This is a genomic window from Methylobacterium organophilum (assembly GCF_022179465.1).
In the GTDB taxonomy this organism is placed as follows: domain Bacteria; phylum Pseudomonadota; class Alphaproteobacteria; order Rhizobiales; family Beijerinckiaceae; genus Methylobacterium; species Methylobacterium organophilum.
On sequence record NZ_BPQV01000002.1, the window covers coordinates 289,972 to 310,760 of the forward strand.

18 protein-coding genes are annotated in these 20,789 nt (G+C 70.9%); 12 read left to right on the forward strand and 6 right to left on the reverse strand.

From position 1 onward, the window contains the following. Nucleotides 1-147: 147 nt before the first annotated feature. From MFF21_RS04015 to MFF21_RS04070, 12 genes are read left to right on the forward strand one after another with little or no spacing between them, the layout of a single operon-like run. Nucleotides 148-1,260 (forward strand): NAD-dependent epimerase/dehydratase family protein, encoded by a 1,113-nt coding sequence (locus MFF21_RS04015; RefSeq protein ID WP_238309911.1) that lies wholly within the window; start codon nucleotides 148-150, stop codon nucleotides 1,258-1,260. Continuing rightward, nucleotides 1,257-2,354 carry an NAD-dependent epimerase/dehydratase family protein gene (locus MFF21_RS04020; protein ID WP_238309912.1) on the forward strand — a complete coding sequence of 366 codons (1,098 nt, stop codon included), beginning with the start codon at nucleotides 1,257-1,259 and terminating at the stop codon, nucleotides 2,352-2,354. Before MFF21_RS04015 ends, MFF21_RS04020 begins: the two co-directional genes overlap by 4 nt. After that, on the forward strand, nucleotides 2,351-3,643 hold the full coding sequence (locus MFF21_RS04025; RefSeq protein WP_238309913.1) for a TIGR04295 family B12-binding domain-containing radical SAM protein: 1,293 nt from the start codon (nucleotides 2,351-2,353) through the stop codon (nucleotides 3,641-3,643). Before MFF21_RS04020 ends, MFF21_RS04025 begins: the two co-directional genes overlap by 4 nt. Further along, nucleotides 3,634-4,737 carry a glycosyltransferase family 4 protein gene (locus MFF21_RS04030; protein ID WP_238309914.1) on the forward strand — a complete coding sequence of 368 codons (1,104 nt, stop codon included), beginning with the start codon at nucleotides 3,634-3,636 and terminating at the stop codon, nucleotides 4,735-4,737. Before MFF21_RS04025 ends, MFF21_RS04030 begins: the two co-directional genes overlap by 10 nt. Next, nucleotides 4,734-5,846 carry a CgeB family protein gene (locus tag MFF21_RS04035; RefSeq protein ID WP_238309915.1) on the forward strand — a complete coding sequence of 371 codons (1,113 nt, stop codon included), beginning with the start codon at nucleotides 4,734-4,736 and terminating at the stop codon, nucleotides 5,844-5,846. Before MFF21_RS04030 ends, MFF21_RS04035 begins: the two co-directional genes overlap by 4 nt. Continuing rightward, nucleotides 5,843-6,961, forward strand: coding sequence for a CgeB family protein (locus MFF21_RS04040; protein WP_238309916.1), 1,119 nt, complete (start codon nucleotides 5,843-5,845; stop codon nucleotides 6,959-6,961). The genes MFF21_RS04035 and MFF21_RS04040 overlap by 4 nt, the downstream gene beginning before the upstream one ends. Continuing rightward, nucleotides 6,958-8,073, forward strand: a complete 1,116-nt coding sequence (locus tag MFF21_RS04045; RefSeq protein WP_238309917.1) for a CgeB family protein — start codon at nucleotides 6,958-6,960, stop codon at nucleotides 8,071-8,073. Before MFF21_RS04040 ends, MFF21_RS04045 begins: the two co-directional genes overlap by 4 nt. An 11-nt stretch (nucleotides 8,074-8,084) precedes the next feature. After that, entirely contained in the window at nucleotides 8,085-9,134 is a 1,050-nt protein-coding gene (locus MFF21_RS04050) for a UDP-glucuronic acid decarboxylase family protein (RefSeq protein ID WP_238309918.1), read from the forward strand. Beyond that, nucleotides 9,131-10,216 (forward strand): inositol-3-phosphate synthase, encoded by a 1,086-nt coding sequence (locus tag MFF21_RS04055; protein WP_238309919.1) that lies wholly within the window; start codon nucleotides 9,131-9,133, stop codon nucleotides 10,214-10,216. The genes MFF21_RS04050 and MFF21_RS04055 overlap by 4 nt, the downstream gene beginning before the upstream one ends. Further along, on the forward strand, nucleotides 10,213-10,812 hold the full coding sequence (locus MFF21_RS04060; RefSeq protein ID WP_238309920.1) for a histidine phosphatase family protein: 600 nt from the start codon (nucleotides 10,213-10,215) through the stop codon (nucleotides 10,810-10,812). The genes MFF21_RS04055 and MFF21_RS04060 overlap by 4 nt, the downstream gene beginning before the upstream one ends. After that, nucleotides 10,809-11,600 (forward strand): TIGR04290 family methyltransferase, encoded by a 792-nt coding sequence (locus MFF21_RS04065; protein WP_238309921.1) that lies wholly within the window; start codon nucleotides 10,809-10,811, stop codon nucleotides 11,598-11,600. Before MFF21_RS04060 ends, MFF21_RS04065 begins: the two co-directional genes overlap by 4 nt. Continuing rightward, entirely contained in the window at nucleotides 11,597-12,535 is a 939-nt protein-coding gene (locus MFF21_RS04070; protein ID WP_238309922.1) for a glycoside hydrolase 5 family protein, read from the forward strand. Before MFF21_RS04065 ends, MFF21_RS04070 begins: the two co-directional genes overlap by 4 nt. Before the next feature lie 68 nt (nucleotides 12,536-12,603). Here the strand turns inward: MFF21_RS04070 and truB are convergent, their stop codons facing one another. The 6 genes from truB to rimP form a co-directional block, all read right to left on the reverse strand. After that, nucleotides 12,604-13,641, reverse strand: a complete 1,038-nt coding sequence (truB, locus tag MFF21_RS04075) for a tRNA pseudouridine(55) synthase TruB (RefSeq protein WP_373324930.1) — start codon at nucleotides 13,639-13,641, stop codon at nucleotides 12,604-12,606. A 110-nt stretch (nucleotides 13,642-13,751) separates the two neighbouring features. Then, nucleotides 13,752-14,180, reverse strand: a complete 429-nt coding sequence (gene rbfA / locus MFF21_RS04080; protein ID WP_238309924.1) for a 30S ribosome-binding factor RbfA — start codon at nucleotides 14,178-14,180, stop codon at nucleotides 13,752-13,754. Nucleotides 14,181-14,292: 112 nt separating this feature from the next. Beyond that, a complete protein-coding gene (gene infB / locus MFF21_RS04085; protein WP_238309925.1) occupies nucleotides 14,293-17,226 on the reverse strand; it encodes a translation initiation factor IF-2 in 2,934 nt (977 codons plus the stop codon). Further along, the gene (locus MFF21_RS04090) at nucleotides 17,227-18,018 is read right to left on the reverse strand and encodes an RNA-binding protein (RefSeq protein ID WP_238309926.1); all 792 of its coding nucleotides are present in this window, start codon (nucleotides 18,016-18,018) and stop codon (nucleotides 17,227-17,229) included. 23 nt (nucleotides 18,019-18,041) lie between these two features. Then, a complete protein-coding gene (nusA, locus tag MFF21_RS04095) occupies nucleotides 18,042-19,676 on the reverse strand; it encodes a transcription termination factor NusA (protein ID WP_238309927.1) in 1,635 nt (544 codons plus the stop codon). Between the two features lie 58 nt (nucleotides 19,677-19,734). Further along, nucleotides 19,735-20,514, reverse strand: coding sequence for a ribosome maturation factor RimP (gene rimP / locus MFF21_RS04100; protein WP_238309928.1), 780 nt, complete (start codon nucleotides 20,512-20,514; stop codon nucleotides 19,735-19,737). Nucleotides 20,515-20,789: the final 275 nt, after the last annotated feature.

The following is a 20,789-nucleotide window of genomic DNA, read 5'->3' on the forward strand; positions in this document are numbered from 1 at the left end:
GCTTTCACCAGCACTTTCTCTGAATTCAATTCATTTGATACAGATCAATATCACAGAAATAACATAGGTTTTTATCATAAATCATTTTTATTTTGTCGAGTGTCTTCCCGTGAATTTGTCTGACATCATTGGAGACGTCGAGCGCATATGAAAAACCTCGCTCTGATCACAGGAGGGGCCGGCTTCATCGGCCGGCATCTGGCGGGCGCTCTTCTTCGGATAGGGTATCGGGTCCGCATCCTCGACAGCCTGATCGACCAGGTGCACGGCGATCGGGCCGCGCCCGCCGCCTTCGATCCGGGTGTCGAGTTCGTAGAGGGCGATATCCGTGACGGAGAAGCCGTGGCCCGCGCGCTCGCCGGGGCGACCCATGTCGTGCACCTCGCCGCCGAGGTCGGCGTCGGCCAGAGCATGTATGCTGTCGAGCGCTACGTCTCCGTCAACGATTGCGGCACCGCCACCCTGTTCCAGGCGCTGATCGACGCGCCCGTCAAGCGCGTGGTCGTCGCCTCCTCCATGAGCGTCTACGGCGAGGGGCTCTATCGCACGGACGATGGCGGGATCGTCGAGGACGCGGTCCGCAAGCCGCGCGGACCCGGAGAGCCCTGGGACCCGCCTGACGCGGCCGGCCGGCCGATGCGGCCCCTGCCGACGCCGGAGAGCAAGCGCCCGGCGCTCGCCTCGGTCTACGCGCTCACCAAGTACATGCAGGAGCGCCTGACCCTGACGCTCGCCCCCGCCTACGGCATGGAGGGCGTGGCCCTGCGGCTCTGGAACGTCTACGGCCCCGGCCAGGCACTCTCGAATCCCTATACCGGCGTTCTCGCCATCTTCGCCGCGCGGCTTCTCAATGGGCAGCCGCCGATGATCTTCGAGGACGGCGCCCAGCGGCGGGACTTCGTCCATGTCGAGGACGTGGCCCGGGCCTTCGTGCTGGCGCTAGAGCATCCGGCCGCAGCAGGGCAGGTCTACAATGTCGGATCCGGGCAGGACCGGACCGTCGAGGAGGTCGCCCGCCTGCTCGCCCGGGCGATGGGCCGGGAGGACATCACCCCCCAGATCACGGGCCAGGCGCGGGCCGGCGACATCCGCCACTGCGTCGCGGATATCGGCAAGATCCAGCGTGAGCTCGGCTACGCGCCGCAGCGCGATTTCGAGCAGGGCCTGACGGAGCTCGCCGCCTGGGTCGCCGAGCAGCAGGCGGTCGACCGCGTGGCCGAGGCCCGCCGCGAGCTCGAAGCGCGGGGATTGGTGGCGTGAGCGGGGTCCAGACACGTCTCGAGACCCGTCCCGTCCTCGTCACCGGCGGCGCCGGCTTCGTTGGCGCCAACCTCGCCGACCGGCTGGCCAGCGAAGGGCGCAGCGTCATCGTCTACGACCTGCTGGCGCGCCCGGGCGTCGAGGCGAACCTCGCTTGGCTCACGGAGCGACATGGCAGCCGGATCCAGCCGGTGATCGCGGATATCCGCGACGGCGCCGAGCTCGCCCGGGCGGTGCGCGAAGCCTCCGCCGTGTTCCACTTCGCCGCCCAGGTCGCGGTCACGACGAGCCTCGTCGCGCCGCGGGAGGACATGGAGGTCAATCTCGGCGGCACCCTGACGCTGCTGGAGGCCCTGCGCGCTCGCGGCGGCGCGGTGCCGCTCCTCTTCGCCTCGACCAACAAGGTCTATGGCGGCCTGCCCGACGTGGCGCTGGCGCAGGAGGGCGACGCCTATGCCCCCATGGAGCCCCGCCTGCGGGCGCACGGCATCGGCGAGGACCGGCCCCTGGATTTCCACACGCCCTATGGCTGCTCCAAGGGCGGGGCAGATGCCTATGTCCTCGATTACGCCCGCAGCTATGGTTTGCCAACGGTCGTGATGCGGATGAGCTGCATCTACGGCCCGCGCCAGATGGGCAACGAGGATCAGGGCTGGGTCGCCCATTTCCTGATCCGGGCGCTGCAGGGCAGGCCCGTCACCGTCTACGGCGACGGGCGGCAGGTACGCGACATCCTCCATGTCTCCGATGCGGTGGCCGCCTACCGGGCCGCGCTGGCGCGGATCGATCAGGTCTCCGGCCATGCCTTCAATCTCGGCGGCGGGCCTGAGAACGCAGTGAGCCTGCGCCGGCTGCTCGCCCATCTCGGCGCGCTGATCGGCCGGGAGGTCGCGGTCGAGTGGGGCGACTGGCGTCCCGGGGATCAGCGCTACTACGTGTCCGACACCCGCCGCGCCACCGGGGCGCTCGGGCTCGCGCCGCCGCTCTCCTGGCGGGAGGGCGTGGCGGATCTCGCCGTGTGGCTCTCCGAATGGCTGGGGCAAAGGGAAGAGGCCATACCGGCTCGCGGGCGTGTGCAGGAGGCGGTGCTATGAGGGTCGCCCTCGTCAACCCGCCCTGGGACTACCGCAACAGCATCTATTTCGGCTGCCGCGAACCTCATCTGCCGTTGGAGCTCGGCTATGCCGCCGCGCTGCTGGAGGCCGCCGGCCACGAGACGCGAATCGTCGATTGCCCTCTCGAAGGCCTGAGCGCCGAGGAGGGCGCGGACCGCGTCGCCACCTTCGCCCCCGGCATGACCGTGGTGACGACGGCACCCACCTATCTGTTCTGGCGCTGCGCCCCGCCGGAACTTCGGGTGCCCCGCGCCTTCCTCGATGGTCTGGGCCTTCGAGGCGGCCGCACGGTTGCGGTCGGCCCGCATGGTTCGGCCACGCCCCGCCCGACCCTCGACAAGCTCGGCTGCGATGTCGTGGTCCGGGGGGAGTGCGAGGAGATCGTCGCGCAGCTCGCCGATGCCGAAGATCCGCGCGAAGTGCCGGCCCTTGCCTTCCGGGACGGTGAGGCGGTCGTGGTGACCGGACCGCCCCATGCGGGCCGCTTCACGGACCTGCCGGCGTTGCATTGGCCCGATGCCTGGATCGCCCGGCACCGTCACCACCACCATCGCTTCGACGCCGCGCCGGACGGCCCCGGCGCGGAGGTCGAGGCCTCGCGCGGGTGCCCCTATACCTGCAGCTTCTGCGCGAAGATCGATTTCCGCGACAAGTATCGCCGCCGCGACCTTGGCATCGTCCTCGACGAGATCGAGCATCTGATCGCGCAAGGCGCGACCTATCTCTATTTCGTCGACGAGATCTTCCTGCCGCAGAAGCCGCTGCTCGAAGCCTTGATCGGGCGGCGCATCCGGTTCGGCATCCAGACCCGGATCGACCTCTGGAAGCCCGACATGCTCGACCTCCTCGGAGCGTCCGGTTGTGTCTCCATCGAGGCCGGAATCGAGAGCCTGACCGAGGAGGGCAGGGCGGCGCTCGACAAGAAGTGCCGCGCCTCGACCGACGACCTCGCCGAGCGGCTCATCCATGCCCGCCGCTCGGTGCCCTTCGTGCAGGCGAACCTGATCGCCGTGGCCGGCGACGATCCCGGTCTCGTCGCCGCATGGCGCGATCGCCTGCGCCGCCAGGGCGTCTGGGCGAACGATCCCGTGCCGCTCTACCCCTATCCGAGCTCGCCCGATTACCGGCGGCTCTGGGGGGAGCCCGACGATACGGCCTGGGAGCGGGCGCATGCCCATTATCTCGGCCAGTTCGAGCGCTTCAGCGACATCCAGGAGGAACGCCCGCTGCCCCTCCGAGAGCTGGAGGCTGCCTGCGGATGCCGCTGACCTCCCCCTTCATCCTGATGAGCGCCGACGCCCTCGGCGGCGTCTGGCAATACACCCTCGACCTCGCCTCGGGGCTCGGCCGCCGGGGTGCGCGCGTCGGCATCGCCCTCATGGGGCCGCCGCCCGCGGCGGAGGTGATCGCCCACGCCGAAGCCGAGAGCGGCGCCCGCATCCTCGCCACCGGCCTGCCCCTCGACTGGACCGCGTCGAGCGCCGCCGAGGTGGAGCGGGCCTCCGCGTCGCTCGCCCGGCTCGCCTGGGCAGGCAGCGCGGATCTCGTCCACCTGCACAGCCCGGCCCTGGCCCTCGCCTCGTATCCCGCACCGGTCGTGGCGGTCTGCCATTCCTGCGTCGCGACGTGGTGGGCTTCGGTGAATTCGGGGCCGCTGCCGGCGGATCTGGCCTGGCGGCGGGACCTCGCCGCAGAAGGCTGCCTTCGTGCCGACAGCCTGATCGCGCCGACCCACGCCTTCGCCCGGGCAACGCAGGCGGCCTATGGCCTGCGCCAGCCGCCCGCGGTGGTGCGCAACGGGCGCCGGGCGCCCGCGATTCCGGGCGACGCGGAGACCGCCGCGCATGTCTTCACCGCCGGCCGCCTCTGGGATCCGGCCAAGAATGCTGCAGCGCTGGATCGGATGGCTGCACGCTTGTCCCTTCCTGTCCTCGCCGCCGGTCCTGTCGCGGGGCCGACCGGCCAGCAGGTCGCGCCGCATACCCTGCGCCTGCTCGGCCGCCTGGACGAGGCGGGCATGGCCCGCGAGCTCGCCCGGCAACCGATCTTCGTGTCGCTCGCCCGCTACGAGCCCTTCGGCCTCGCCGTTCTCGAGGCGGCGCAGGCGGGCTGCGCTCTGGTGCTCTCCGACATCGAGAGCTTCCGCGAACTCTGGGACGAAGCGGCTCTGTTCGTGCCGCCGGACGACGACGCGGCCGCGGCCCAGGCCGTGGAGCACCTCGCCGCCGATCCCGCCCGCCGCGCCGCGCTCGGCCAGGCCGGTCAGACCCGCGCCGCCGCCTACAGCGTCGAGGCGATGGTCGAGGGCGTGACGGCCGTGTTCCGCAGCCTGCGCCCCGCACGCGACGAGGCCGCGGCATGAGGATCGTCTATTTCACCCATTCGCTGGCCTCGTGCTGGAACCACGGCAACGCCCATTTCCTACGCGGCGTGCTGCGCGAACTCGGCGCCCTCGGTCACGGGGTCGAAGCCTGCGAGCCTGAGGAAGCCTGGAGCCGCGAGAACCTTCACCGCGACCACGGTCAGGCCGGGCTCGATGCCTCGCTCGCGGCCTATCCGGAGTTGTCGCCGCGCCGCTACCGCACGGTCGAAGCGGCTCTTGAGCGGGCGGAGGGCGCCGATCTCGTCATCGCCCACGAATGGAACGCGCCCGCCCTGATCGTGGCCCTGGGCAGGGCGCGGGCACGCGGCGCCTTCGGGATCCTGCTGTTCCACGACACCCATCACCGCGCGGTCAGTGCACCCGACGAGATGCGCCGCTTCGACCTCTCGGCCTATGACGGCGTGCTCGCCTTCGGGCAGGCGCTCGCGGAGGTCTATCGCCGCTGGGGCTGGGGCGGGCGTGCCTTCACCTGGCACGAGGCCGCGGATACGCGCCTGTTCCGGCCGCCCGACGTGGAGGAGACGCGGGACGGCCTCGTCTGGATCGGCAATTGGGGCGACGGCGAGCGCACGCAGGAACTCGAGACATTCCTGTTCCGCCCAGCCTACACCGCCGGCCTCTCCCTGGACATCTACGGCGTGCGCTATCCCGAGGCGGCGCGGGCGACGCTCGCAACCTACGGCGCGCGCTACCATGGCTGGGCAGCCAACGCAGCCGCGCCCGGCCTGTTCGCGAAGGCCCTCGCCACCGTGCACGTGCCGCGCCGCTTCTACGTGGAGGCCCTTCCCGGCATCCCGACGATCCGTGTCTTCGAGGCGCTCGCCTGCGGCTTGCCGCTGGCCAGCGCCCCCTGGACGGATGCGGAGGGGCTGTTCACGCCGGGCACGGATTACCTCGTCGCCCGGGACGGGGCCGAGATGGAGCGCCACCTGCGCACCCTCCGCGCCGATGCGGAGCTGCGCGCCGCGCTCGCCGCCCACGGCCTCGCCACGATCCGGGCCCGCCACACCTGCCGGCACCGCGCCGACGAGCTCCTGGCGATCCACGCCGTTCTGAACACGCCCGCCCGCATGGAGGCCGCCTCTTGAGAATCGCCTTCTACGGCTCCTCGCTGCTCTCCTCCTACTGGAACGGGGCGGCGACCTATTACCGGGGTCTACTCCGCGACCTCGCCGGGCGGGGCTATCGGATCACCTTCTACGAGCCGGACGCCTTCGAGCGGCAGAGCCACCGCGACATCGATCCACCGGACTGGGCGCAGGTGCGGGTCTACGCCGCTACGCCGGAGGCGATGCGGGCCGTCGCCGCCGAGGCGGCGGAGGCGGATGTGGTGGTGAAGGCGAGCGGCGTCGGGGTGTTCGACGACGCGTTGCTGGAGGGCGTGATCGCCGCCACGCAGCCGCACGCGATCCGCGTCTTCTGGGATGTCGACGCGCCCGCCACCCTGGCCGAGATGCGCGGCGATCCGGGCCATGCCCTGCACCGGGCCATGCCGGATCTCGACCTCGTCCTGACCTATGGCGGCGGGCCGCCGGTGATCGCCGCCTATGAAGGCTTCGGCGCCCGTGCCTGCATCCCGGTCTACAACGCCCTCGATCCCGACACCCATCACCCCGTCCCGGCGGATCCGCGCTTTGCCGCCGACCTCGCCTTCCTCGGCAACCGCCTGCCCGACCGCGAGGCGCGGGTGGAGCAGTTCTTCCTCGTCGCCGCGGCGCGCCTGCCGGAGCGGCGCTTCCTCCTCGGCGGCAGCGGCTGGGAGAGCCGCGGATTGCCGCTGAACGTGCGCCATCTCGGCCATGTCTCGACCCGTGACCACAACGCCTTCAACGTCTCCCCGCTCGCGGTGCTCAACATCGCCCGCGAGAGCATGGCCGCAATCGGCTATTCGCCCGCCACCCGCGTCTTCGAGGCGGCCGGCGCCGGCGCCTGCCTGATCACCGATGCCTGGGAAGGCCTCGACCTCTTCCTCAAGGAGGGCGCGGAGGTGCTCGTCGCCCGCGACGGCCGCGATGTCGCCGATCATGTGGCCGCCCTGGATCCGGAGCGCGCCCGCGCCATCGGCGCGGCGGCCCGCGCCCGCATCGCCGCCGAGCACACCTATGCCCGGCGCGGCGCACAGGTCGACGCGATCCTGAGGGAAGCGGCGGCGCGCAAGCGGGCCGAGCCGGCGGGCGCCCCGATCCGACGGAGCGTCGCATGAGCGGTTGCTCCCTCCGCCTGGTGGTGCTGGGTCTCAGCCTGTCCTCGTCCTGGGGCAATGGCCACGCCACCACCTACCGCGCCCTGCTGAAGGCCTTCGCTGCCCGTGGGCACGAGGTGCTGTTCCTGGAGCGGGACGTGCCCTGGTACGCCGCGCATCGCGATCTTCCCGAGCCGGATTTCTGCCGGCTCGCCCTCTACGGGGATCTCGACGGCCTCGACGCCCATCGCGACGCCGTCGCGCGGGCCGATGCGGTGATCGTCGGCTCCTATGTGCCCGAGGGAATCGCCGTCGGGCGGCGCGTGCAGAGTTGGGCGACCGGGGTGCGGGCCTTCTACGACATCGACACGCCGGTGACGCTGGCGGGCCTCGAGGCCGGCGCCTGCGCCTATCTCGCCCCGGCGCAGATCCGGGACTACGACCTCTATCTCTCCTTCACCGGCGGCCCGACTCTGGAGCGGTTGGAACGGCGCTACGGCGCGCCGGCCGCCCGCACCCTCTACTGCTCGGTCGATCCCGAGGCCTATCCCCCCCTGTCCCGCGAGCCCGCCTACGACCTCAGCTATCTCGGCACCTACAGCCTCGACCGGCAGCCGACCCTGGAGCGGTTGCTGATCGAACCGGCGCGCCGCGCGCCGGACCTGCGCTTCGCGGTGGCCGGGCCGCAATACCCGGCGGCGATCGACTGGCCGGCGAACGTCACGCGCATCGAGCACCTGCCTCCGCGGGCGCATCCGGGCTTCTATGCGCAGAGCCGCTACACCCTGAACGTGACCCGCGCGGACATGATCGCCGCCGGCTGGAGCCCCAGCGTGCGCCTGTTCGAGGCAGCCGCCTGCGGCACGCCGATCCTCAGCGACCGCTGGGACGGCCTGGACGCGATCCTGGCGCCGGGCCGCGAGATCCTTTGCCCGGACACCGCCGAGGCCGTGCTCGCGATCCTGCGGGAGCGACCTGAAGCGGAATGCCGCCGGCTCGGCGAGGCTGCCCGCCAGGCCGTGCTTGCCCGGCATTCGGCCGCCCAGCGCGCCGCGGAACTCGAAACCCATCTGCGCGAGGCCGCGAACCGGCGCGCCGCCCCCGAACGCCTCCTTGAAGCGCTCAGCGAGTGAGGAACCGAGCGATGAACCGACAGACCGAACGGGTGCTGGTGGCAGGGGGGGCAGGCTTCATCGGCTCGCATCTCGTCGACGCGCTGCTCGCGCAGGGCGCCCACGTCACCGCCCTCGACAACCTGCTCACCGGCCGCCGGGCGAACCTCGCCCATCTGTCCCGCGAGCCGCGGTTCGCTCTGATCGAAGCCGACATCACCCGGCCGCTCCCGCCGATGCCGCGCTTCGACAGGATCTTCAATCTCGCCTGCGCGGCCTCGCCGCCGCATTACCAGGAAGACCCGATCCACACGATGATGACGAGCGTGGCCGGCACGCTCCATTTACTGGAAAGGGCGAAGGCGGACAGCGCACGCTTCCTCCAAGCCTCCACCAGCGAGGTCTACGGGGATCCGCTCGTACATCCGCAGACCGAATCCTACTGGGGGAACGTGAACCCCACCGGCCCGCGCGCCTGCTACGACGAGGGCAAGCGCGCGGCGGAGACGCTCGCCTTCGATTTCGCGCGCGGTCATGGGCTCGACGTGCGGGTCGCGCGCATCTTCAACACCTACGGTCCCCGGATGCGGGCCGATGACGGGCGCGTCGTCTCGAACGTGATCTGCCAGGCGCTCGGCGATGCGCCGATCACCGTCTATGGCAGCGGCGAGCAGACCCGCTCCTTCTGCTACGTGGCGGATCTCGTCGCGGGGCTGATGCGGCTGATGGCCCATGACGGCGCCCCCGGCGGCCCGGTCAATCTCGGCAATCCGCGCGAGATGACCATCGCCGAACTCGTCCGCCTCGTCTCGGGCATGACCGGCACCCGCTCGAAGGTGGTGCGCCGCCCCCTGCCGGCCGACGACCCGCAGCGCCGCCGCCCCGACATCACCCGCGCGCAGGAGCTGCTCGGCTGGTCGCCGCAGGTGTCCCTGGAGGAGGGGCTCGAAGCCACCATCGCCTGGTTCGCCCGCGAAGTCCGCGCACCGTCGAGGGGCGCGCCTCCGCCGCGACCGGCCGCCCGGCGCGCGCCCTCGGCGGACGCCCCCCTCGAAGCCCTCGCGCAGCAGGCAAGCCGATGAGCCCCGCTCCGATCCGAGTCGGGCTCGTGGGGGTGGGCAATTGCGCGTCCTCCTTCGTGCAGGGCCTGCGCCATTACCGCGAGACCGGTCCCGGAGAGACCGTGCCCGGCCTGATCTCGCCCGACCTCGGCGGCTACCGGATCGGCGACATCGAGGTCGCCTGCGCCTTCGACGTGTCCGCGCGGAAGGTCGGCCGGGACCTTGCCGAGGCGATTTTAGCGGAGCCCAACAACACCCACCGCTTCGCCGCCGTGCCCACGAGCGGCGTCATGGTGCGGCGCGGGCCGACCCTCGACGGGATCGGGCGCTACCTCCAGGGCATGATCGAGGAATCCTCCGAGGCCGTCGCCGATGTCGTGGCGGAACTGGAGCGCAGCCGCACGCAGGTGCTCGTCTCCTACCTGCCCGTCGGCTCGCAGGTTGCGAGCGAGTTCTATGCCCGCTGCGCGCTCGATGCCGGCTGCGCTTTCGTCAATTGCATCCCCGTCTTCATCGCCTCGGATCCGGGCTGGCGGCAGCGCTTCGCGGAGCGCCGCCTGCCGATCGTGGGCGACGACATCAAGAGTCAGGTCGGCGCCACCATCGTGCACCGGGTGCTCGTCAACCTCCTGCGCGAGCGCGGCGTGAAACTGGAGCACACCTACCAGCTCAATTTCGGCGGCAATGCCGACTTCCTGAACATGCTGGAGCGCGAGCGCCTGGAATCGAAGAAGCTCTCCAAGACCCGTGCCGTCACGAGCCAGCTCGCGACGCCCCTCGCCGAGGGGGACATCCATGTCGGCCCGAGCGACCACGTGCCCTGGCTCGCCGATCGGAAATGGGCGCATATCCGCCTGGAGGGCACGGGCTTCGGCGGCGTGCCGCTCAACCTGGAGCTGAAGCTCGAGGTCTGGGATTCGCCGAATTCGGCCGGGGTTGTCGTGGATGCCGTGCGCTGCGCGCGCCTCGCCCTCGACCGCGGCATCGGGGGCGCCCTGCTGGGGCCGTCCGGCTGGTTCATGAAGTCGCCTCCGACGCAATTCACCGATGCCGAGGCGCAGGCCCGTACCCGGCGCTTCATCGCGGGCGAGGCGGAGGCATGAGGCGCGTCCTGCTGGTGCGCCACGCGCGCCACGACCGGCTCGGGCGGATCCTGTGCGGGCGCATGCCCGGCGTGTCCCTGAGCGAGGCCGGCCATGCCGAGGCCGAAGCCCTGGCCGGGGCCCTCGTCGACCGGATCGGCGGCGTCGCGCAGGTTCTGTCGAGCCCGCAGGCCCGCACCCGGGAGACCGCGGCCCCGATCGCGCAGCGGTTCGCCGTGAGCGTCGAGACGACGGAGGCTCTCGACGAGATCGATTTCGGCGATTGGACGGGCCGGCCGCTTGCCGCGCTCGAGGGCGATCCCGCCTGGACAGACTGGAACGCGTCGCGCGCCTCGGCCCGCCCGCCCGGCGGCGAGGGCATGGGTCGGGCCCAGGCCCGGGCAGCGGCGCTCCTCGACCGGCTCGCCGCCCAGGACGCTCCGCCCGCGATCCTGGTGAGCCATGGCGACGTGATCCGCGCCGTCCTGCTCGGCCTGCTCGGGCTCTCCCTCGACGCCTATGATCGCCTCGTGGTCGCGCCCGCCTCCTGGAGCGAGCTTGCCCTCTGGCCCGATGGCGGCCGGATCGTGTCCCTCAACGAACGGGTGGCCCCGTGATCGCCACCGACGCGGATATCACCGGTCTCCGCCGGGAGGCCGATGCCCTCGGGCCGTGGTTCCACAACATCGATCTCGGCGAAGGCATCTGGACCGCGCCGGACCATTTCCTCGGCGACTATCCCGGGGTGAAATGGCGGCGCTTCGCCCAGGCGCTCCCCGCCGACCTCACCGGGAAGTCCGTGCTCGATATCGGCTGCAACGGGGGCTTCTACGCGATCGAGATGAAGCGCCGCGGGGCTGCCCGGGTCCTCGGCCTCGATTCCGACGAGCGCTACCTCGCCCAGGGCCGATTCGCAGCGCGCCGCCTCGGCCATGACATCGAGTTCCGCAATCTCTCGGTCTACGATGTCGGACGCCTGGGCGAGCGCTTCGACGTGGTGCTGTTCATGGGGGTGCTCTACCATCTGCGCCATCCGCTGCTCGCCCTCGACCTGATCCACGAACACGTGGCCGGCGATCTCCTCGTCTTCCAGTCGATGCTGCGCGGCTCGCCCGGCATCGAGCCGATCGCGGGCGACTACGACTTCTGGGACATCGATGCCTTCGAGCGGCCGGGCTACCCGCGCCTGCATTTCGTCGAGCACGCCTATGCCCACGACTGCACCAACTGGTGGATCCCGAACCGGGCCGGGATCGAGGCGATGCTGCGCTCCAGCGGATTCGCGATCGAGAGCCGACCGGAGGCGGAAGTCTATCTCTGCCGGCGGGTGGCGGCCCCCTATGGCGCGGAGGCGGTCTATCCGGCCCGGGCGCGGCAGGGATCCGACGGCGAGGAGGGCCGATGATCGAAGCGGTGATGCTCTGGAACGAGCCCAACAACAAGTCGCACTGGGACCCCGTCATCGACCCCGACTGGTTCCTGTTCGGGGAGATGGTGAAGGAGGCGTCGCGGGCGATCCGAGGGGAGGCGCCGGACCTGCCGCAGGTGCTCGGCGGCATCTCGCCGATCGACCCGCACTTCATCCGGCGCATGGAGGCGCAGGGCATCCTCGACGGGCTCGACGCCGTGGCGGTCCACGGTTTCCCCCTCGACTGGAATCTCTGGCAGATCCACGAATGGCCGGCCAAGATCGCCGAGATCCAGGCCGTCACGCCCCTGCCGGTCTGGGTCTCCGAGGTCGGCGTGTCGAGCTTCGGTGCCGAGGAGGTGCAGGCCTGGGGCTGCCGGCGCACCGCCGAGTTGCTGGCGGGCGCGGCTCCCCGCATCCACTGGTACAGCCTCTACGACCTGCCGCGGGAATGGGAAGCCACCACCCGCCACAAGGAGGCGGAGGGCTCCTCCTATTACCGCCACTTCCACATGGGCCTGCTGCGCGAGGACGGCACGCCGAAGCTCGCTCTCGAGGAATTCGCCCGCCATACGCCGGATTTCGGCCTGTGCCAGTGGTTCCACTTCGAGGATCACCGGCTCGACGAGGCGGTCGCCTGGATGAGGCGCCTCGGGGTCACCCATCTGCGCACCGGGTTGTCCTGGGCCGACAGCTTCCGGCCCGATGCCCTCGACTGGTTCGACCGCCAGATGGCGGCACTGGCGGATTTCGCGGTCACGGTGACCTTCTGCTTCACGCCCGAGCACCGGGGCATCGCGGCTCATCACACCAGCGCGCCGCTCGTGCGCGAGGAATTCGCCGCCTTCTGCGCGGAGATGGTGCGGCGCTATGCTGGCCGCTCGGCGATCCGTGCGGCCCCTGTGCCGGTTCCGGAAATGCCGGCCCTCTGACGAGAAGGCCGCCGGGATCATGAAAGCGATCCCGGCGGCCTCTCGTTCGTAGCGTGCCGTAACGGCCGTCAGTTCCGCTGCGGAGCGGTGCCGCCGAGATGGAATACGCGGTGCGGCACCAGTTCGCCCCGCTCCACATCGCCCACCGCGACGAGGATGCCCCCGCAGGTAGCGAAGGCCTTGCCCTCGACCGGGGCGTCACGCCCGCGCAGGATGACCGGCTGGCCGCGCATCAGGCGCAGGGCCATGTCGCGGGAGACCGGCACGGAGGGGACGCCGTCGAGCGCCGTGTCGACGGGCTGCAGATGAGGCAGCACGCCCTCCGGGCCCGCCTCTTCCAGGGCGGGGATGTTGCAGGCATTGGCCTCGAGGAAGGGGCCGACGCGGGTGCGGCGCAAAGCCGAGACGTGGCCGTGGCAGCCCAGCAGGCGGCCGAGATCGCGCGCCAGCGCCCGGACATAGGTGCCCTTGCCGCATTCGGCAGCGATCACCGTGCACTCCCCGTCATGCTCGACGATGGAGAGGTGGTCGATCTGCACGGGACGGGCGACGAGCTCCACCGTCTCGCCATCGCGGGCGAGATCGTAGGCGCGCTCGCCCTGGATCTTGATGGCGGAGTAGCGCGGCGGCACCTGCTCGATGGAACCGATGAAGTTCGGCAGCGCCGCCTCGACCTGCTCGCGGGTCGGCCGCGCGTCGCTGGTCGCGACCGGCCGGCCCTCGGCGTCGTCGGTATCGGTCTCGACGCCCCAGGACACGGTGAAGCGGTAGGCCTTGCGGCCATCCATCACGAAGGGGACCGTCTTGGTGGCCTCGCCGAGGGCGATGGGCAGGATGCCGGAGGCGAGCGGGTCGAGCGTGCCCGCATGGCCGGCCTTCTTGGCGTTGAACAGGCGCTTGATCACCGCGACCGCATGGGTCGAGGTCATGCCGACGCCCTTGTCGAGGATGACCCAGCCGCTCACGTCCTTGCGCTTGGGACGGTCCGGGCGCGGACCCCGCTGCTGCGGACGGCGCGGGCCGCGGCCCTCGTCGGCGCGGCGGGGCTCCGGGGGCCGACCCTGCGGCGCGGGACCGCGCTCGAGGGGGGATTCTTCCTGCTGCATCATCGGTCCTTGGTCACGGGTTGCGGCAGAGTCCGGCACCGCTCGGGCACCGGTCGTCTTGAAACGCCGCGGCAATGTCGGTCGGGGGGCTCGCGCAGCCGTGTCCCGGTTCAAACGTCGGAGGCGCTCTCCGGTTCGTCACCCGCCTCGGGGTGATCGAGGTCGCGCTGCACCTTGTCGCTCCGCAGGAGCGCGTCGATGCGGGCGGCCTCGTCGAAGGTCTCGTCCCGGCGGAAACGCAGCTCGGGCGCGTATTTCAGGTTCACGCGCCGGGCCACCTCCTGGCGCAGGACGCGCTTGTTGCGCTCCAGCGCCTGGATCACCGGCGTCTCGTCCTGGCCGCCGAGGGGCATCACGTAGGCGGTGGCGAGCTTGAGGTCCGGCGACATCCGCACCTCGGGGATGGTGATGACGTGCGAGGCGATCACCGGATCCTGGAGGTCGCCCCGCTGAAGCACCTCGGCCAGGGCGTGGCGCACGAGCTCGGCCACGCGCTGCTGGCGCTGCGAGGGACCGGACGGGGTCTGCTTCTGGGCCATGGTCTATCTGAGAATCGGATCGATGTCGGGAGCCTCGCGACTCCAATGCCAACGGAACGGGGCCGCAGCTTACGCCGCGGCCCCGCGCCGAGAAGAAACGGGTGGGCGCCGCTCAGAGCGTGCGGCGGATCTCCTCGACCCGATAGCACTCGATGAAGTCGCCCGCCCGCATGTCCTGATAATTCTCGAAGGACATGCCACACTCGTAGCCGGCGATGACTTCCTTGGCGTCGTCCTTGAGGCGCTTGAGCTGGGCCAGCTTGCCCTCGTGGATCACCACGTCGTTGCGCAGCAGGCGGACATGGGCGCCGCGCTGGACCACGCCCTCCATGACGCGGCAACCGGCGATCTTGCCCACCTTCGACACGTCGAAGATCTGCAGGATCTGCGCCTCGCCCAAGCGCTCCTCGCGGAGCGTCGGCGGCAGCATGCCCGACAGCGTGGCTTTGATATCGTCCACGAGGTCGTAGATGATGCTGTAGTAGCGCAGCTCGGTGCCGTCGCGCTCGGCCGCGTTGCGCGCTTCCTTGTGGGCGCGCACGTTGAAGCCGATCACCACCGCCTTCGAGGCGTTGGCGAGCGTGATGTCGGACTCGGTGATGCCGCCCACGCCCGAGAGCAGGATGCGGACACCGACCTCGTCGTTGCCCAGCGCGCCGAGCGCGCCGACGATCGCCTCGACGGAGCCCTGCACGTCGCCCTTGATGACGACCGGCAGCTCCTTGCGGCCGCTGCCCTCGCGGGCCTCGCGCATCATGTCGACGAGCGAGCGGTTGGCGCCGCCGGTGCGGGCGGTCAGGCGGTCGCGCTTGATGCGGGCGCGGTACTCGGTGACCTCGCGGGCGCGGGCCTCGTTCGGCACCACGATCACGCGATCGCCGGCATCCGGCGTGCCGTTGAAGCCGAGCACCTCGACGGGAACGGACGGACCCGCATAGGGGACGTGCTCGCCCTTGTCGTCGATGAGGGCGCGGATGCGGCCCCACTCGGCGCCGGCCACGACAATGTCGCCGGCGAACAGCGTGCCACGCTGGACCAGGACCGTGGCCACGGGGCCGCGGCCGCGGTCGAGCTGAGCCTCGATCACCGTGCCTTCGCCGTCGCGCTTCTCGTTGGCGCGCAGGTTCATGATCTCGGCCTGGAGCTGCAGGCCCTCCAGCAGCTCGGGCAAGCCCTCGCCGGTCTTGGCCGAGACCTCGAATTCGAGGGTCTCGCCGCCCATCGACTCCACCTGGATGTCGTGCTGCAGGAGCTCCGTGCGCACCCGCTGCGGGTTCGCGTCCGGCTTGTCGATCTTGTTGATGGCGATGATCATCGGCACGCCCGCGGCCTTGGCGTGCTGAATCGCCTCCACCGTCTGGGGCATGACGCCGTCATCGGCCGCCACCACGATCACGACGATGTCCGTCACCTTGGCGCCGCGGGCGCGCATCGAGGTGAAGGCCGCGTGGCCAGGGGTGTCGATGAAGGTGATGAGGTCGCCCGAGGGCGCCGCCACCTGGTAGGCGCCGATATGCTGGGTGATGCCGCCGGCCTCGCCCTCGACCACGTTCGCCTTGCGGATCGCGTCGAGCAGCGAAGTCTTGCCGTGGTCGACGTGGCCCATGATCGTGACGACCGGCGGACGGGGATCGAGATCCTCCTCCAGATCCGGCTCGTCGGAGGTGAGGCCCTCCTCGACGTCGGATTCGGCAACGCGGCGCACCGTGTGGCCGAGCTCCTCGGCGATGAGCTGCGCCGTGTCCGAATCGATCACGTCGGTGATCTTGTGGATCTGGCCCTGCTTCATCAGCAGACGGATCACGTCCACCGCCCGCTCCGACATGCGGTTGGCGAGCTCCTGGATGGTGATCGTCTCGGGAATGGTCACCTCGCGCGAGATCTTCTCCTTCGGCTCCTCGTTGCGGTGTCCGCTCATCCGCTGCTGGCGGCGGCGGAAGGAGGCCACGGAGCGCGTGCGCTCCTCCTCGCCCGCCGTGGCATTGGCGATGGTGAGACGGCCGCGGTTGCGGTCGCCGCCCGGCGACTTCGGGGTCTTCGGCGGCGTGATGATCTTGAGCGGCATGCCGGGACGGCGGATCACCCGCTTGGTCTCGGTCTCGTCATCCGGGAGCGCGGCGGCGCTGCGCGGCCCGGGCCGGGCGCCGGCCGCATCGGACGGCCGGGCGACCGCCGCGGTCGTGGCGGTCGTGGCCGCGGGCTTCTCCGGCTCGGGGGCCGGACGGGCCATGAAGTTGAGGTCGCGCGGCTTGCGTGGATCGGCGGTCAGCACGCGGCGCGGCTCGGCCGGCGGGGCCGGGCGCGGCACCGGAGCGGCGGGACGGGCCGGAGCCGCCGCCGGACGAGCCGACGCGGCGACAGGCCGCTGGGGCGCGGCGGGAGCGGCCGGGCGGGCCGGGGCCACAGGCGCGGCCGGACGCGGAGCCACGGGAGCCGCCGCAGCGGGAGCGGGGGCGGCAGGCGCGGGGGCGGCAGGCACGGGGGAGACGGCCGGCGGCGCGGCGGCGGCCGCAGCCTCCTCCTCGGCGCGGCGGCGCGATTCCTCGGCGGCGCGGCGGCGGTGCTCGTCGTCCTGGCGGCGACGCTCCTCCTCCTCGCGGCGACGGGCCTCGGCGGCCTCCCGCTCGCGGCGGTCGGCTTCCTCACGCTCGCGGCGGGCGCGGATCTCCGCCTCCGCCTTGGCGCGGGCGTCGGCCTCGCGGCGCTGCGCATCGGCCAGGGCGTTGGCGCGGGCATCCCGCTCCTGATCGCTCAGGGTGCGCAGCACGACGCCCGAGGCGGTACGGCCCGCCGGCCGTGTCGCCGTCGAGGGCGCAGAGGGCGGGGCAGGGCGATTCGCGGGGGCGGGTGGGGCCTCGCGCGGCGCGACCGTGCCCGGCGCAGCGCCGATGGTGCGGCGCTTCACCGTTTCGACCACGACGGACTTGGACCGGCCGTGGGAGAAGCTCTGACGCACAGTACCCTGCTCCACCGGCCGCTTCAGCGTCAGCGGCTTGGCGGGGGCACGATTCTGCGTCTTGTCGCCCGTGTTGTTCGTATCGCTCATTCAGTCCGAACCCTGGGGGTATCCATCGTCCCGTCGACCGGCGTCCCGTCGCGCGCCGGGCCGGTCCATCATCTCGTCGTCGTGCAGATCGGAGGCGGCCGTGCCGGCGCCGGTCGGCTCCGCCGTCCCGGACGCCGCCGCCGTGCCCTCGAAGGCTCGGAGCCGACGCCAACGCGCGAGACAGCCGGTAGTGCCGGCACCCGCGACGAGGGCAGCGTGTATCACATGATCCCGGCCCAAGGCCACGTCCAATTCGGCACTGGACAGGTCATCGACAGCCGGAATGCGGAATATGTCATCGCCATAGCGCCTGCGCAATGCCGCGGCGAGCTTGCGCCGGCCATCCGCACTGGCATCGGAGGCGTGAATCAGGGCGGCGACACCCTCACGACCGCCGATCTCCGCCTCGACCTTGCTGAAGCCGGTGACGAGGCAGCCCGCCTTGTTGGCCAGAGCGATTCCCTGGCGCAGGTCGGCCCGCAACGCCTCGGCAATGCGGTCGGCCAGATCCGGCGCAGCCTTGACCGCGCTGGACTTGAAGGCGCGCTGGAAGGCCTTGCGCTTCACCGCCTGCTCGACGAGGGCGCGACTCGCGCCCACCCAGGCCCCGCGGCCCGGCAGCTTGGCGCGCAGATCCGGCACCACCTCGCCCTCGGGGCCGAGGACGAAGCGCAGCATCGCGTCCGGCGACTGCACCGTGCGGGTGACGATGCAGGTGCGCGCAGCATTGGCCCGGCCCCGGCCGAGGCCGGGGTCGAGATCCATCTCCGCATCCTGCGTCACCGGCTGCATGATTCCCGAGCGTCCTTCCGATCTCAGGCGTGCTGCGGCTCGCCTTCGGCCGGGGTCTCGGCCTCGCCCTCGGCGGCCTCTTCACCCTCTTCGGCCTCCGGCTCGGGCAAAGCCTCGATCCAGCCGGCCTTCAGGCGGGCGGCCATGATCAGGGCCTCGGCCTCGGCGCGGGAAAGATCGAAGCCGTCGAGGAAGCCGGCATGGCGCACGGCCTCGGGGCCGCGGCCCTCGGTGTAGCCGACGAGGTCGTCGGTGGCGCAGCCCGCGAGATCCTCGACGCTCTTCACGTCGTTCTCGCCGAGCGCCACCATCATCGGCGTGGTGATGCCGTCGATCTCGCGCAGGGCGTCCTCGACGCCCAGCGCCTGGCGACGCTCGTCGAATTCCTGCTCGACCCGGGCGAGGTAATCCTGGGCGCGGGCCTGGATCTCGGCACCGGTCTCCTCGTCGAGGCCCTGGATGTTCGAGAGCTCGTTCGTCTCGACGTAAGCGATCTCCTCGACGGAGCGGAAGCCTTCCGCGGCGAGCAGCTGGCCGACGGTCTCATCGACGTCGAGGGCCTCCATGAAGGTCTGGCTGCGCTCGGCGAATTCCTTCTGGCGGCGCTCCGATTCCTCGGCCTCCGTCAGGATGTCGATGTCCCAGCCGGTAAGCTGGGAGGCCAGACGCACGTTCTGGCCGCGGCGGCCGATGGCCAGCGAGAGCTGGTCGTCGGGCACCACCACCTCGATGCGGTCGGCCTCCTCGTCGAGAACCACCTTCACGACTTCCGCCGGCTGGAGGGCGTTGACGATGAAGGTCGCCTGATCCTGCGACCACGGGATGATGTCGATCTTCTCGCCCTGCAGCTCGCCGACCACCGCCTGGACGCGGGAGCCGCGCATACCGACGCAGGCGCCGACCGGGTCGATCGAGGAATCGCGCGAGATCACGGCGATCTTGGCGCGGGAGCCAGGATCGCGGGCGACCGCCTTCACCTCGACGATGCCGTCGTAGATCTCCGGCACTTCCTGGCCGAACAGCTTGGCCATGAACTGGGGATGCGAGCGCGACAGGAAGATCTGCGGACCGCGCACCTCGGAGCGCACGTCGAACAGGTAGGCGCGGATGCGGTCGCCGGGGCGGAAGGTCTCGCGCGGGATCATCTCGTCGCGGCGCACGATGCCCTCGCCGCGGCCGAGATCGACGATGACGTTGCCGTACTCGACGCGCTTCACGACGCCGTTGAGGATCTCGCCGATGCGGTCCTTGTACTCGTCGTACTGGCGGGCGCGCTCGGCGTCGCGCACCTTCTGCACGATCACCTGCTTGGCCGATTGCGCGGCGACGCGGCCGAAATCGAAGGGTGGCAGGGTGTCGGAGATCACGTCCCCGACCTGCGCGGCCGGGTTGTAGCGGCGGGCCTGGTCGACGGTGATCTCGCGGGCGTCGTTCTCGACCTCCTCGACCACGAGGAGGTGGCGCGACAGACGCAGGGCGCCGCTCTTCGCGTCGATCTCGGCATGCACGTCGGTCTCGGCGCCGTAGCGGGAGCGGGCCGCCTTGGCGATCGCCTCTTCCATCGCCTCGATGACGATCTGGCGGTCGATGACCTTCTCGCGGGCGACCGCATCGGCGATCTGCAGGAGTTCGAGCCGGTTGGCGCTGACGACGGCCATGGTCTTGGTCCTTCTTCGGTCGGTCGTGTGTTCGGCGTGACGGGCTGTCGGGGCAGTGTCAGTGGAGGGTGTCGCGGTTCTTCAGCCGGGCGGCCTTGGTGACGACGCCGCCCTTGGCGGGCTTCGCCCCGGGCTTGGCAGCCGGCTTGGCCCCGGCCTTGGCCTTCACGGGCTTGCCGCCCTTCTTGGGTCGCTGCGGCTGCGGGATGACGCGGTAGACGGGGGCCTCTTCGGCCTCCTCTTCGGCCTCCTCTTCATCGTCCCCCTCATCCGGATCCTCGTCCTGGGGCGGGGCGGAGCCGCGGCGGAGGGATTCGCGGATCAGCTCATCGGTGAGGACGAGATGGGCTTCGCCGAGATCGGCGAGCGGCAGCTCGATCCGACTCGGCAGGCCCTCCTTCACGTCGGGCAGGTCGATCGGCACCGTGGTGCCGTCCGGGCTCGGGACGCCGAGGATGCCGCGGAAGCGCTTGCGCCCGTCGAGGGGGCGGGCGAGCTCGACCTTGGCCTCGTAGCCGGCCCAGCGCTCGAAATCGGAGACGCGCACCAGCGGGCGATCGATGCCGGGCGAGGAGATCTCGAGGTAATAGGCCCCGCCGATCGGGTCCTCTAGGTCGAGGATCGGCGAGATGGCGCGGCTCACGGCCTCGCAATCGTCGACGCTCATGGTGCCGTCCGGCCGCTCGGCCATGATCTGCACCGTGCAGCCCTGCGTGGTCGAGATCTTCACCCGCACGAGGCGGAAGCCGAGGCCCTCGATCGGCCCCTCGACCACCTGAGTGACCCGTGCGGCGACGCCGCTCTCCACGACAAGACGCTTCTCGGTGGTCTCCGCCATGCCTGCGCTCGGCCGTTCGTCCGTATCAGTAAGTTGAACGCTCTGGAGCCGTGCCCCATCGGGCCCGATCCCAAATCATCGCTTCGCCGCGCGCAGGGACGCCGAAGGGGAATCCGTTCGGCGAAGCGCGCGCCGGCTACGGCCAAGGCTCGCGGGAAATAAAAAAGAGCGGACCCGGTGGGGCCCACTCCCGCAAGCAGTCTAACGACCGCAACCAGAATGTAGCGCTTCAGGTAGCCCCCTTCGCGCTTCGATTCAAGGGCTTTGCGCACGCC